At 69.2% G+C, this 12,108-nt stretch carries 13 protein-coding genes and 1 pseudogene; 4 read left to right on the top strand and 10 right to left on the bottom strand.

Annotation, left to right across the window (positions count from 1 at the left end; translation table 11 throughout):
- Positions 1–63: 63 nt before the first annotated feature.
- A pseudogene (locus JAN5088_RS19645) lies at positions 64–249 on the top strand (DapH/DapD/GlmU-related protein); the annotation flags it as partial.
- 2 nt (positions 250–251) lie between these two features.
- Here the strand turns inward: JAN5088_RS19645 and JAN5088_RS07200 are convergent.
- Entirely contained in the window at positions 252–1,145 is an 894-nt protein-coding gene (locus JAN5088_RS07200; RefSeq protein WP_055682125.1) for a hypothetical protein, read from the bottom strand.
- Between the two features lie 74 nt (positions 1,146–1,219).
- On the opposite strand from JAN5088_RS07200, the gene JAN5088_RS07195 reads away from it, so the two are divergent.
- Complete coding sequence (locus tag JAN5088_RS07195; RefSeq protein WP_055682124.1) at positions 1,220–2,740, top strand: hypothetical protein; 1,521 nt, start codon at positions 1,220–1,222, stop codon at positions 2,738–2,740.
- Between the two features lie 7 nt (positions 2,741–2,747).
- Here JAN5088_RS07195 and comE read toward each other — a convergent pair whose 3' ends face one another.
- The 9 genes from comE to JAN5088_RS07150 are packed head-to-tail and all read right to left on the bottom strand — an operon-like array spanning position 2,748 to position 9,869.
- Positions 2,748–3,302, bottom strand: a complete 555-nt coding sequence (comE, locus tag JAN5088_RS07190; protein WP_055682123.1) for a sulfopyruvate decarboxylase subunit beta — start codon at positions 3,300–3,302, stop codon at positions 2,748–2,750.
- On the bottom strand, positions 3,302–3,799 hold the full coding sequence (locus JAN5088_RS07185; protein ID WP_055682122.1) for a decarboxylase: 498 nt from the start codon (positions 3,797–3,799) through the stop codon (positions 3,302–3,304). Before JAN5088_RS07185 ends, comE begins: the two co-directional genes overlap by 1 nt.
- A 46-nt stretch (positions 3,800–3,845) precedes the next feature.
- The gene (locus tag JAN5088_RS07180; RefSeq protein WP_055682121.1) at positions 3,846–4,265 is read right to left on the bottom strand and encodes a universal stress protein; all 420 of its coding nucleotides are present in this window, start codon (positions 4,263–4,265) and stop codon (positions 3,846–3,848) included.
- 11 nt (positions 4,266–4,276) lie between these two features.
- On the bottom strand, positions 4,277–5,257 hold the full coding sequence (locus JAN5088_RS07175; RefSeq protein WP_055682120.1) for a zinc-dependent alcohol dehydrogenase: 981 nt from the start codon (positions 5,255–5,257) through the stop codon (positions 4,277–4,279).
- Positions 5,258–5,290: 33 nt separating this feature from the next.
- Entirely contained in the window at positions 5,291–6,598 is a 1,308-nt protein-coding gene (hisD, locus tag JAN5088_RS07170) for a histidinol dehydrogenase (protein WP_055682119.1), read from the bottom strand.
- Between the two features lie 9 nt (positions 6,599–6,607).
- A complete protein-coding gene (locus tag JAN5088_RS07165) occupies positions 6,608–7,939 on the bottom strand; it encodes a TRAP transporter large permease (protein WP_055682118.1) in 1,332 nt (443 codons plus the stop codon).
- A 9-nt stretch (positions 7,940–7,948) separates the two neighbouring features.
- Positions 7,949–8,455: a TRAP transporter small permease gene (locus JAN5088_RS07160; protein WP_055682117.1), complete on the bottom strand. Its 507-nt coding sequence runs from the start codon at positions 8,453–8,455 to the stop codon at positions 7,949–7,951.
- Positions 8,456–8,515: 60 nt separating this feature from the next.
- The gene (locus JAN5088_RS07155) at positions 8,516–9,664 is read right to left on the bottom strand and encodes a TRAP transporter substrate-binding protein (protein ID WP_055682116.1); all 1,149 of its coding nucleotides are present in this window, start codon (positions 9,662–9,664) and stop codon (positions 8,516–8,518) included.
- On the bottom strand, positions 9,657–9,869 hold the full coding sequence (locus JAN5088_RS07150) for a hypothetical protein (RefSeq protein ID WP_055682115.1): 213 nt from the start codon (positions 9,867–9,869) through the stop codon (positions 9,657–9,659). Before JAN5088_RS07150 ends, JAN5088_RS07155 begins: the two co-directional genes overlap by 8 nt.
- Before the next feature lie 113 nt (positions 9,870–9,982).
- Between JAN5088_RS07150 and JAN5088_RS07145 the strand changes: the two genes are divergently transcribed.
- Together JAN5088_RS07145 and JAN5088_RS07140 are read left to right on the top strand one after the other, a co-directional pair.
- Positions 9,983–11,068 carry a LacI family DNA-binding transcriptional regulator gene (locus JAN5088_RS07145; protein ID WP_055682114.1) on the top strand — a complete coding sequence of 362 codons (1,086 nt, stop codon included), beginning with the start codon at positions 9,983–9,985 and terminating at the stop codon, positions 11,066–11,068.
- A 55-nt stretch (positions 11,069–11,123) separates the two neighbouring features.
- On the top strand, positions 11,124–12,104 hold the full coding sequence (locus JAN5088_RS07140) for a TRAP transporter substrate-binding protein (RefSeq protein WP_055682113.1): 981 nt from the start codon (positions 11,124–11,126) through the stop codon (positions 12,102–12,104).
- Positions 12,105–12,108: the final 4 nt, after the last annotated feature.

The following is a 12,108-nucleotide window of genomic DNA, read 5'->3' as shown; positions in this document are numbered from 1 at the left end:
TGCTATTTCGGGGGCGGTCGGTATCGTCACGCCCTCGGCGCCGGTCCGATGGTCGAGCAGGGGCTCGAGACGAAGGGCCCTGTCGTTCTGGGCCGCGACGTCTGGGTCGGCGCCGGGGTCAAGGTGCTCGACGGGGTGCGGGTGGGCGACGGTGCGATACTCGGGGCCGGGGCCGTGGTCACGTCGGATGTCGCACCCGGCGCCATCGTGGGCGGCGTGCCCGCCCGGCAAATCGGACAGCGGAGTTGACGTCAATGCCGCATGCGCCGGAAACCTTCTGCCATCCACCACAGCATCGCGAGCGCGAGGCCCAGGTACGACATGGCATCGCGCCATCCCGCCCGGTGGACATGCAACGCCTCGACCCGCAGCGCGGCAGGCCCGGTGAAGCGGCCACGCACGGACACCGTGCCCGCCGGTGGATCCGTGGCCAGTCCGTGGATGTCCAGCGCCTCGCCCGTCCAGACGTGCAGCCGGGCAGTGCCGTCCGCATCGGGGAGGAGCCGGGCGCGATCGAAGGCGATGGCCCGGCCCTCCCGACGATCCGTCTCGCGCAGCACGTCGGCCCCATGCGCGCCCGCACGTTCCAGCGCGCCCATGGCGGCCAGCGGCCCGAGCAGCCAGACCGCCGCCATCCCCGCCGCCGGCCATGGACGGCGGTGTCCTGCGCCTCCCGGGTCCGACCCGCGCCAGCGCAGCGCCGCCCAGAGGAACACGCCGCCGCCCAGCACCGTCAGGAGCAGCGTCGCCAAGTCCTCGGGCCAGTAGAGTCCCGCGTTCACCACCCGCCAATCGAACGGAAGAAGCAGCACCACCCCGTTGCCCCATTTGGTCTGCGTCGCATCCAGCGCCAGATGCAGCACTGCGCCCAGCGACAGGACCGCGAACACCTGTCCCGGCCGCCGCGCGAGGCAGGCGAAGGCACCCGCCGCGACGAGGCAGAACAGCAGGCTGCTCTGCGCCACTGCGAACAGGCGGACGTCGATGGGCGAGAGATCCGGCAGCAGCATCCGCGCCGCGCGCTGACCGATCCACGGCAGGTCCGGGATGATGCAGCCGAGCCAGATCCACCCCGGTGCCGCCCCCGGCACCGCCGCGCGTGTCGCCAGGGCCTGCACGCCCATGTGGGCCAGGGTGTTCGGCATCGCCCCTCCGGTCCTCCGCCGGGGCCGACGCTAGGGGGGCCGCCGTCCCCGCGCAACCGGGATGGGGGCCGTGCATGACCGGCGCGACGGACCGGCAGCGCACGACCATCGTGGTGGCGCTCACGCTTCTTGCGGCGCTGGCCTTCCGGCTGGGCCTTCTCGACGCGCCGGGCGAGTTCGACGAGTTCTATCACCTGCTCGCGGCGCGGGGCCTTGTCGACGTGGGCCTGCCGCGGATCATGGATGGCGAATACTGGCGCGGGATCCTGTTCACCCGCATGGTCGCGGCGGTCTTCGAGTTGACCGGATCGCAGGGCCTGCCCGCCGCGCGGCTGGTCTCGGTCGCGGCAGGCGTGGCGATTCCGGCGGTTCTGGTCTGGTGGCTTCTGCGGGTGGCGGGCACGGGCTCCGCGATCCTCGTCGGGCTTTTCGCCGTCCTCTGGCCGCAGGGCATCCTGGAGGCTCAGTTCGTCCGCTTCTACGCCGTCCAGGGGCTGTGCTTCCTGGCGGGGGCGGCGGCGCTGCACATCGCGCTCGACGCCCAGCCCCGCGCCCGGCTGGCCCTGCTGACACTCACGCTGGGGTTCTGGGCCCTGGCGCTCCATTTCCAGATCAGCACGGCGATCGGCATCGCCGGATCGCTGGGCGGCGCGGCGATGCTGCTTGCCCGGCGCTTCGTGCACGGGCCGCGCGGCTGGATCGTGCTGGGGGCGATCGTCGTGACCCTGCTGATGCTGGGCGGCGCCGTGGTCGTGTTCAGCGGTCTGGGCGAAAAGGCTGTGGCCTTCTACCGCTGGACGCCGGAGCATGCCGAACACCTCCGCGACTACCGCACCTTCTACTTCGACCAGCTGGAGCAGACCTGGGGCCCGCTCTGGTATGCGACGCCGGGGCTGATGGTGCCTGCACTCTGGCTTCGACCGCGGCTGGCCGTCTATTGCGGGGCCGTCTTCGGCACCTGCTTCATCGCGCATTCCTTCGGCGGCATGAAGGCGCTGCGCTACCTGTCCTATGCCATGCCGTTCCTGTTCGCGATCTGGGCGCTCGGGCTGGTGGGCCTCGTGCAGCTGATCTTCGGAATGATGCGGCCCGCGACGGCCATCGGCGTCGGAGCGGCCTGCGCGGCGCTCTTGCTGACGGCGCCCTTCGCCTGGCGCAGCCTGGAACTGGCGAGGGGGCAAGGTCTGCCGCCCCGAGGAGACTGGCGCGCGGCGCAGGAGGTTCTGGGCGACTGGGCCGACGCCCCCTATGTCGCCACCACGCGGGAGCTGCACCATCTGGCCCACATCGGCCCCTACGACATCCTGTTCGGGCCTGGCCGGATATCGGAGCTGATCCCTCCCGAGGATTTCGCCAACGACATCCGCACCGGCCGCCCGGTGGTCGGATCGACGGAAGGCTGGGGACGGGTGCTGGACTGCCACCCCGACGGCCTTCTGGTCACCTCTCCCTACTTCTGGGAGGTGGCGGGCTGGGGCGCGCGGCTTCAGCCCTTGTTCGACGCGCGCGGCTACCTGACCGAGATGCGGCAGGACGGCGCCCTGCTGGCCCTGCGCTGGACCGGCACGGCAGGGGCGCCCTGCGACATCCCCTGACGGCGCGTCAGCCTGCCATCGATTGCATGAACCGGTCGCGGATCGCCACCGGGTCCATGGTGATGACGGGAACCTTGACGTTGCCGCTCTCGCATTTGCTCACGATGACGGTCATCCGGCCCGCGTCGATCGCCTTTTGCAGGACCTGCCCCGTATCCTCGGCGCGGCATTCCACGACGTTCTCGCACCCGCAGGCGCGCGCCACCTCGGCCAGCGAGGTCTTCTTGCCGGCATAGGTCGGCTGGTCCCCCGTCGACCCGTAGGAGCCGTTGTCCACGATCAGCAGGATGAAGTTGTCAGCCACGTTGTTGGCGATCGTGGGCAGCGTGCCCAGATTCGTCAGCACCGACCCGTCGCCGTCGATGGAGATGACGGTCCGGTCCTCCGCCAGCGCCACGCCCAGCCCGATGGACGAGGCGAGACCCATGGTGCCAAGCATGTAGAAGTTGGTCGGCTGGTCGTCGATCAGGTGCATCTCCTGGCTGGGCAGGCCGATGTTGCAGACGACGAGATGGGGCCGCAGGATCGGGGCGATCTCTCGCAGGATTTCGGAACGGATCATCAGTAGCCTCCCCAGAACGTGGCATCCGTCAGGATGGCCACCGGCTTGTTGCACATGAAGGTGTATTTCAGGATCGCGTCGAACTCCTCGACATCGTCCTGCCGGTGGAAATGATAGGTCGGGATGCCCAGTTGCGCCAAGAGCGGCTTGGTGTGCACGGCCATCTCCGCTTGGCAGGCGACCGGCTCCTTCAGCTCTCCGCGAAAGGAAATCAGCATCGGCAGGGGCAGGCGGTAGAACTGCGTCAGCGTCACAAGCGTGTTGATCGTCACGCCGATGGCGGTGTTCTGCATGATGATGGCGGGCCGCTTGCCGCCCATGAAGGCGCCTGCGCAAAGGCCCATCCCCTCGTCCTCCTTGTTGGAGGGGACGTGGAGGATCTCGGGGCGCGCCTCGACCTCCTCGATCACGCCGCCGAGCTGCTTGCACGGCACCGTGGTGACGAACGAAATGTCGTTGGCGACGAAATCGTCCACGATCTTGCTGGATATGTTCACGTCTGGCTCTCTCCTGCATCCTTGGCCGCATTGCGGCGTCTGTTCATCAGTCGTCATCCGGCCGTCGCAGCACATGCACGGCGCAGGGGGCATGGCGCACCACCCGCGCGGCGGTGGAGCCCAGGAAATAATCCCGAAGTCCCGGTCGATGCGAGCCGATGACGATGCAATCGGCCCCCATCCGGGCCGCCACGTCGAGGATCGCCCGCCCGCTGTTTCCAGTGACCAGAACGGGGGTGACATCCGGCTGGTCCGCGACCCGCGCATCCAGCGTGGCCTTCGCCTCGTCATGGGCCGCGCGGACCATGTCGTCGTCAAGATAATTCCGTACCGACCCCGACGGCGCCTCGTGCACATGCAGCGCCGTGATCGTCCCGCCCTCCGACAGAAGGCGGCGCGCGACGTCCAGCGCCGTTTCCCCGAACCCGTGGGTCAGGGCCATGGGCACTAGGATATTGCGGTACATGCCCGACCCCCTCATGTCACACCGTCCGGTATCAGCACGACCTTCGGATGCGGCACATCCCCCATCCGGATGGCCCGGAAGGCCTCTGCCCCCTCCGAAAGGGGCCGCAGGTCGATCCAGTCGAGGGGGCCCAGCCGCCCGTCGAAGATGGCCTGCGCGGTGTCGCGAAAATCCTGCGCGGTATAGGTATAGGTCCCAAGGAACGCGATCTCCTGCAAGGTCATGCGCCGCACGTCGAGGCCGCCGCGATCCTCGCCCAGCCCGATGTGCGCGATCACCCCGCCGGGCCGCGCGCAGGCCGAGGCGGTGGCGCGCGACGCGGCCAGCCCCACCGCGTCGATCACCACGTCGAACAGGCTGTCGTCCGGCGCGGCGAGGGCGCGCAGGCCCATCGCCTCCAGAGTCGCCCGCCGCCCCGCGTTCGGCTCCACGACCGTCACGTCACCGACCCCCTGCGCGGCCAGCGCCAGCGCGGACCCGACCCCGATGGCGCCGCCTCCGATCACCAGCGCGCGCGCCGCATCGGGGACCACCTGCCGCGCCAGCCGCACCGCGTGCCAACCGCAGGCCAGGGGTTCGGTCAGCGCCGCGCGGGTCAGCGTCACGTCGCCCGGCACCGCGATCAGGTTCGCGTCCGGCATCGCCACCCATTCGGCGAAAGCGCCCTGCCGGGGCGGCATGGAGATGATCTGCCGCGCACCGCAGAGGTTGTCACGCCCCGCAGCACATGCCGCGCAGGTGCCGCAGGCCACCAGCGGATTTATCGTCACCCGCTCGCCGTCGCGCGGGCCACCGGCGATGACGCCCGCCGCCTCGTGCCCCAGGATCAGGGGCGCGGGCCGGCGCGCGTCATGGCCCATCCAGGCGTGCATGTCCGACCCGCAGATGCCCGCGGCATGGATGCGGACCAGATGCTCGCCCGGCCCCGGCTCCGGGTCGGGGGCGCTGCGGAAGTCGAGCGTCTCGGGCGCGTCGTAGATCAGGGCCTTCATGACGGGGCGACCTTTCGGTTGGGCAGGGCGACGTCAGCCATCGGCCGACAGGTCGAACGTCCGGTCGGGGAAATACTTGGCCAGTCGCACGTCGGCGGTGCGGGCGTGCCCCTCCATTCCCTCCAGCCGGGAAATGCGTGCCGTGGCTTCCGCCACGGGGCGGGCGCCGTCGCGGGTGGCGCGCTGCCATGTGACCGTCTTCATGAACTTGTGCACCGAGAGGCCCCCCGTGTAGGACGCGGCTCCCGACGTGGGCAGGACGTGGTTCGTCCCCGACGCCTTGTCGCCGAAGGCCACCGTCGTCTCCTCGCCGAGAAACAGCGAGCCGTAGCAGGTCAGCCGCTCCAGCCACCAGTCCAGATCGGCCGCCTGTACCGTCAGATGTTCGGGCGCGTAGTCGTCGGAGGTCGCGGCCATCTCCTTGCGGTCGGAACAGAGGATCACCTCGGCATAGTCGCGCCAGGCGGCGGCGGCGCTGTCGCGGTTCACCTGCGGCAGCGCGTCGATCAGGCCGGGGACAAGCTCCATCACCCGCTCCGCCAGCGCGCGGTCGTCGGTCACGAGCCAGACGGGCGAGTTGTAGCCATGCTCCGCCTGCCCCACGAGGTCGGCGGCCACGATGGCGGGGTCCGCGGTCGCATCGGCCAGGATCAGGCTGTCGGTCGGCCCCGCGATCATGTCGATGCCCACGCGCCCGAACAGGATGCGCTTGGCCTCGGCGACGAACTGGTTTCCGGGGCCGACGAGAATGTTGGCGCGCGGCTGGCCGAACAGTCCGAAGGTCATCGCCGCCACCCCCTGCACCCCGCCGATGGCCAGGATGGTGTCGGCCCCGCAGACGTGCGCCGCATGGACGATGGCCGGGGCCACGCCGACGCCGGGGCGGGGGGGCGAACAGGCCATGACGTGCCGGCACCCCGCCACCCGCGCGGTCGTCACCGTCATGATGGCGCTGGCGACATGGCTGTAGCGTCCGCCCGGAACATAGCACCCCGCCGCATCCACAGGGATCGCCTTCTGCCCCGCGACGAACCCCGGCAGGATCTCGATCTCCGTGTCGCGGATCGTGTCCTTCTGCGCCTCGGCGAAGCGGCGGACGTTGTCGTGGGCGAAGGCGATGTCCGCCTTCAACCGGTCGGGCACCTGCGCGGAGGCCGCGGCGATATCCTCCGCCGACAGGACGACAGGCCCGTCGTAGCGGTCGAAGCGTGCGGCGTAGTCGAGTGCTGCGGCATCGCCCCCCGCCTCGATCCGCGACAGGATCTCCTGCACCGTCGCGGTCACGTCCGTAGCGTCGGAGGTGGAATGAAGGGACGCCTTCTTGAGGTATTCGCGTGCCATGGCGGGGTCCTATCTGTGAACGGCGGGAAGCAGCATGGTCGAGACGGCGGGCACATAGGCGATCAGCAGCACGACGAGCAGCATGAAGAAGACGAAGGGCACGGCCCGTCCCGCGATCCGCAGGATCGACTCGCCGGTGATTCCCGAGACCACGAAGAGGTTGAGCCCCAGGGGCGGCGTGATGAACCCGACGCCCAGGGCGGTGATCATCATCACGCAAAACTGAAGGTCGTTCATCCCGATGTTGTCGGCCAGCGGCTTGAGCAGCGGCGCCAGGATGACGATGTTGGGCGTCGTCTCCATCACGCAGCCCGCCGCGATCAGGATGCCGATCATCAGCAGGATCAGCAGCGCCGGGTTTTCGGTCAGCGACGTGACCGCGCCCACGAACCCCTGCGGCACCCCCATGATGGCAAGCGCCTGCGCCAGCGGCAGGGAAAAGGCGATGATCGGCAGGATGACCCCGTTCACCTTGGCCGAACTCACCAGCATCGACGGAAAGTCCGACAGGCGCAGCGTGCCGAGGATGAAGCCCAGGCCGATTGTGACGACCACAGCCGTGGCCCCTGCCTCGGTCGGCGTGAGACGGCCGGAGAAGATGCCGTAGAAGATGATGCCCGGCACCAGGAATGCGTACCACCCGCTCGCCAGGGCGCGACCCAGTTGCGTCAGCCATGCGCGCATCGACAGGTTGCCGCCGCCCTCGTATCCATGGCGCAGGTTGACGACGGTGTTCGTCACCAGGATCGACACGAGGATCAGGATGCCCGGAATCAGCGCGGCGAGAAACAGCGTCGAGGCCGAGACGCCCAGCACCAGCCCGATGATGATATAGGCGATGGAGGGCGGGATCAGGATGCCGGTGCAGGCCCCCGCCGCCACCAGCGCGCAGGCATAGGGGCGCGGATAGCCCGATTCCACCAGCCGCGCGATGGTCATGCGCCCGACCGCCGCAGCCCCTGCCGCGTCCGACCCCGAGATCGCGGAGAAGATGCCGCAGACCAGCACCGTCGCCGAGCCGAAGCCGCCCCGCCCCCAGCAGGTCAGCGCCTCGGCCACGTCGAGGAACTTGCGCGACAGGCCCGTCCGCACCAGCACGTCGCCCGTCAGGATGAACAGCGGCACCGCCGTCAGCGCGAAGGCGTCGATGCCGGAAAAGAGCGACTCCCCCAGAAGCGACATGGGCACCGCCCCCGACCACCAGATCAGCGCCGCCGCGCAGGCGCCGATGGCGGCCCAGACCGGCACGCCGAGCGCACAGAGGATCACGAAGATCAGCACCGGGCCGTAGAACGACCATCCCAGTTCGACCGTCGCGGTCTCGAGGGTTTGCCAGAGCATCCCGCCCCCTCAGTCGTAGAGCACGTTGCCCTCGAACACGTCGCGGCCCTGTCGCAGGTCGCGGACGTCCCGAAGGAACGACTGGATGAGGCGCAGGACGACCAGCGCGAAACCGATGGGCACGGCGGCGAGCGCCCAGACCTTGGACACCCGCAGGCCCTCCGTCACCGATCCGAAGCGCCAGCTTACCTCGACCGTGTCGAACGACCACCAGAGTGCCAGGATCGCCACGCCGAACATCACCAGATCGCCGAAGATGTAGAGCAGCGCCTTGCCCCGCGGCGGCAGGTAATGGAACGCCACGTCGATGCGGATGTGCGCGCGTTCCTTGACGGCGGCGGCGGCCCCGATCCAGGCGAGGTAGATGAAGGAATAGCGCACCACCTCCTCGCCCCAGATCGAGGAATAGGCGAAGACCTCGCGGCGCACGACCTCGATCGCCATGGTGCCGACCAGCATGGTGTAGAACACCAGCAGGGCCCATCTCTCCAGATTTTCGTCGATTCCGCGCAGCATGGCCGCCCCCTCCAGGTGTCGCTCCGGCCCGGACGTCGTGCCCGGGCCGGTCGTGCCCCGTCAGGCGTCGTGGACGATCAGCGGCCCCTGTGTGCCCGCAGCCTCCTCCAGCCGGGCGAAGGCCTCCATCGACCCGGCCAGGTCGGCCTTGAACGGGTCCCATTCCGGGCGCTGATAGCCGCCGGCCTCCTGCCAGACGGCGATCTGCTCCCCGGTCAGGGTGTGGAACTCCACACCCGCCTGTTCCATCTGCGACTGGGCATAGGCACGGGCGGCGGGAACCTTGGCGCGGTTCTGCTGCGTGGTGATCTCGGCCGCGAACTCGATCCCCTCGCGGATGTCGTCGGGCAGGCTCTCGAACCATTCGAGGTTGCACGAATACATCTGGCTGTCGGGCACGGCCTGGGTGAAGGTCACATGCGACAGCATGTCCTTGAACCCGAAAACGAACAGCGCCCCCACCGCGGGGTCGAGCGCGTCGGCCACCCCCTGCTGGATGGCCGAGGGGGTCTCGCCCCAGGCGACCGGCGTGGGGTTCGCGCCGACCATGCTGTAGTATTGCTGCAGCATCTGCGAGCCGGGCACCCGGAACTTGACGCCCGACAGGTCCGACGGCGCGATCACGGGCCCCCGTCCGCCCTTGCGGACGGCGACGACACGCGGGTCGATCACGATGTAGAGGAGCGGCTTGAACCCCGACGCCTCGACCCTGGGATGCACCTCGTCCTTCCAGGCCTGGGAAGCCACGAGGTTGGTGAACCGCTGGTTCGAGCCGCAGAAATACGGCAGGTTGATGAGGTCGATGGCCGGCGCGAAGGGCGCGAAGTTCGACAGCGAGTGCTGCGCCGCCTGGATCGTGCCCGACTGGACCTTCTGCACCAGCTCCCCGCCGACGCCCAGCTGCCCGCCGGGCGCCAGACGCACGTATACGCGCCCGGCGGTGGTGTTCTGGATGTTCTCCTTCAGGTCGAGCTGCATCAGCGGATAGCCGCGATCGGCGTTCGGCTGATATTCCGTGGCCAGCGTCATCACGTGTTCGGCCGCGGCCTCGCGCTCGCGCTCCTCGTTGGCGGATTGCGCGGCGGCTTCCGTGGACCAGAGCGTTCCGGCGGCGCCCGCGACCATGGCGGCGGTGACGCTGCCGCTGCCGGCCAGTTTCAGGAAATTGCGGCGCGCGGCCGATGTCGGGGTGTCCTTTTGATCATCCATTGTCCTGCCCTCCCTGCGGACGTTGGCGGGCGGCGCGGTCTGCGGCAGCCTCCCTTCGCAGAATCGCCACGACGAACGCGACCGACGCCCCCAGCAGCATCAGCATTTCCCCGACGTTCCCCAGGAACGCCCGGCCGGAGGTTGACCCCAACACGACGTTCAGCACGAAGACCGAAAACAGGAAAACGGCGATCAGCAAAGGCACCCGGCGTGTCTCCTCCCGTCACGAAACGATTCCGATGGGGCGATGTAAGCGCTTGCACCGGATTCGTGCAAGCCCTTACATGGGGCGACCCGAAACGAAGTTCAGGCTCCGCCATGGATCGCGCCCCGACCGATGCTCCCCGCCTGACGACGCCCACCCTTCAGGACGTGGCGGCCCGCGCCGGCGTCTCGACCGCCACCGTGTCGCGCGCGCTGAACTTCCCCGACCGCGTCGCCGCCGCCACCCGCGACCGGGTGATGCAGGCGGTCGCGGACCTGGGCTATTCGCCAAACTTCGGGGCGCGCGCGATGGCGGCGCGTCGGACCAACACCATCGGCGCGATCATCCCCACGATGGAGAACGCGATCTTCGCCCGGGGCCTGCAAGCGTTCCAGGACGGGCTCCGGGCAGAAGGTTTCACCCTCCTCGTCGCCTCCTCCGCCTACAGCGCCGCGGAGGAGGAGGAGCAGATCCGCACCCTCGTCGCCCGCGGTGCCGACGGGCTTCTGCTCATCGGGCATGAACGCGACCGTCGCATCCGCGATTTCCTCGATGCACGGGGCATCCCCGCCCTCGTGACCTGGGCCTTCGATGCCAATGCCGCGCACCCATCGGTCGGCTTCGACAACCGCGCTGCCATGCGGACGCTGGCGGATCGGGCGATCGAGATGGGGCATTCGCGGCTGGCGATGATTTCCGCCGATACCGTCGGCAACGACAGGGCGGCCGAGCGCGTCGCGGGAGTGCGTAAGGCGATGGCCGCCGCCGGGCTCGACGCCGCGGACCTTACCGTGATCGTCACGCCCTACGGCATCGACAACGGCGGCCGGGCGCTGGCGCAACTCATGGCGCGCGACCGGGCGCCGACGGTCGTCCTCTGCGGCAACGACGTGCTGGCGGTGGGCGCGCTGCGGCAGGCGCGGCTGATGGGGCTGGACGTTCCGGGCGACCTGTCGATCACCGGCTTCGATGACATCGAACTGGCGCAGGTCGCCGTGCCTGAGCTGACCACCGTGCATGTCCCCCATCGCAAGATGGGGGCGGAAGCGGCGCGGGTGCTGGCGCGGATGGTGCGCGACGGCGCCCCGGCAGAGGCCGTGAAACTGCCCGCCGACCTGCGGATGCGCGCGTCGCTCGCGCCCCCCCGCGCCCGCCGCGGCGGCCCCCGCATGTGGTGGCCCGGAGCGTCGCGGCGCTAGACTGACGGGCAAAATCGCCGCAGACTGGCCGCGTCGACACCTGGGGAGGACAGACATGACGACATTCAGGACAATCGCGGCCGGCCTCGGCCTGGCCCTTCTGCCGCTGACGGCAGTGGCCGAGACGACGTGGATCATGGCCTCGGGCTATCCCGAGGACAGTTTCTTCACCGAGAACATCCGCCTGTTCATAGACGAGGTCGAGGAGGCGTCCGACGGAGAACTCAGGATCGACCTGCGCTCCAACGGCGACCTCATCAAGCTCGACGCGATCCGGCGTGCGGTGCAGGCCGGTCAGATCCAGATGGGAGAGATCCGCTTCGGCGTCTACGGCAACGAAAGCCCGATGTTCACGCTCGATTCCCTGCCCAACGTCGCCAGCGACTACGACGCCGCGATCCGCCTGATGGAGGCGCAGAAGCCCTGGTTCGACCGCGTCTTCGGCGAGGACGGGATGAAGGTGATCGCCTATCAGCCCTGGCCCGGACAGGGGTTCTACACCGATTTCCCGGTCGAGAGCGTCGATCAGTTCGACGGCGTGAAACTCCGCATCTATTCCGAGGCGACGCAGCGGATGGGCGACCTTCTGGGGTTCCAGGCGACGATCCTGCCCTTCGCCGAGGTGCCGCAGGCCTTCTCCACCGGTCTGATCGAGGCGCTGTTCACCTCCGCCCAGACCGGCAACGACATCCAGGCGTGGGACTACGTCTCGGACTTCACCTACACCGGGTCGATGCACAACAAGAACGGCATCATCGTGAACACCCGTGCGCTGGAGGCCCTGCCCGAGGACCTGCAGGCCGAGATCGTGGCGGCGGGCGAGCGGATGACCGAGCGCGCCTGGGAAATGTCCAAGGCCGCGGGCGAGGAAAGCACCGAGCGTCTGCGCGCCGAGGGCATGAACGTCTCGGACGCGCCCGAAGCGTTGCAGGCGGCGCTGGCCGAAATCGGCACGCAGATGATCGAGGAATGGCGCGCCGAGGCATCGGAGGAGGAACGTGCCGTCCTCGACGCCTATCTGGCCTCCGGCGGTTGATGGG

The sequence above is a fragment of the Jannaschia rubra genome (assembly GCF_001403735.1).
Classification (GTDB): Bacteria; Pseudomonadota; Alphaproteobacteria; order Rhodobacterales; family Rhodobacteraceae; genus Jannaschia; species Jannaschia rubra.
The sequence above is the reverse complement of the archived record's forward strand: the minus strand, read 5'-3'. Positions and strand labels throughout refer to the sequence as shown.

Bases quoted from the DNA above. Each gene is read 5' to 3' on its own strand.
- JAN5088_RS07200 (WP_055682125.1), bottom strand. From the start codon at position 1,145: ATGCCGAACACCCTGGCCCACATGGGCGTGCAGGCCCTGGCGACACGC.
- JAN5088_RS07195 (WP_055682124.1), top strand. From the start codon at position 1,220: ATGACCGGCGCGACGGACCGGCAGCGCACGACCATCGTGGTGGCGCTC.
- comE (WP_055682123.1), bottom strand. From the start codon at position 3,302: ATGATCCGTTCCGAAATCCTGCGAGAGATCGCCCCGATCCTGCGGCCC.
- JAN5088_RS07180 (WP_055682121.1), bottom strand. From the start codon at position 4,265: ATGTACCGCAATATCCTAGTGCCCATGGCCCTGACCCACGGGTTCGGG.
- JAN5088_RS07175 (WP_055682120.1), bottom strand. From the start codon at position 5,257: ATGAAGGCCCTGATCTACGACGCGCCCGAGACGCTCGACTTCCGCAGC.
- hisD (WP_055682119.1), bottom strand. From the start codon at position 6,598: ATGGCACGCGAATACCTCAAGAAGGCGTCCCTTCATTCCACCTCCGAC.
- JAN5088_RS07165 (WP_055682118.1), bottom strand. From the start codon at position 7,939: ATGCTCTGGCAAACCCTCGAGACCGCGACGGTCGAACTGGGATGGTCG.
- JAN5088_RS07160 (WP_055682117.1), bottom strand. From the start codon at position 8,455: ATGCTGCGCGGAATCGACGAAAATCTGGAGAGATGGGCCCTGCTGGTG.
- JAN5088_RS07155 (WP_055682116.1), bottom strand. From the start codon at position 9,664: ATGGATGATCAAAAGGACACCCCGACATCGGCCGCGCGCCGCAATTTC.
- JAN5088_RS07145 (WP_055682114.1), top strand. From the start codon at position 9,983: ATGGATCGCGCCCCGACCGATGCTCCCCGCCTGACGACGCCCACCCTT.
- JAN5088_RS07140 (WP_055682113.1), top strand. From the start codon at position 11,124: ATGACGACATTCAGGACAATCGCGGCCGGCCTCGGCCTGGCCCTTCTG.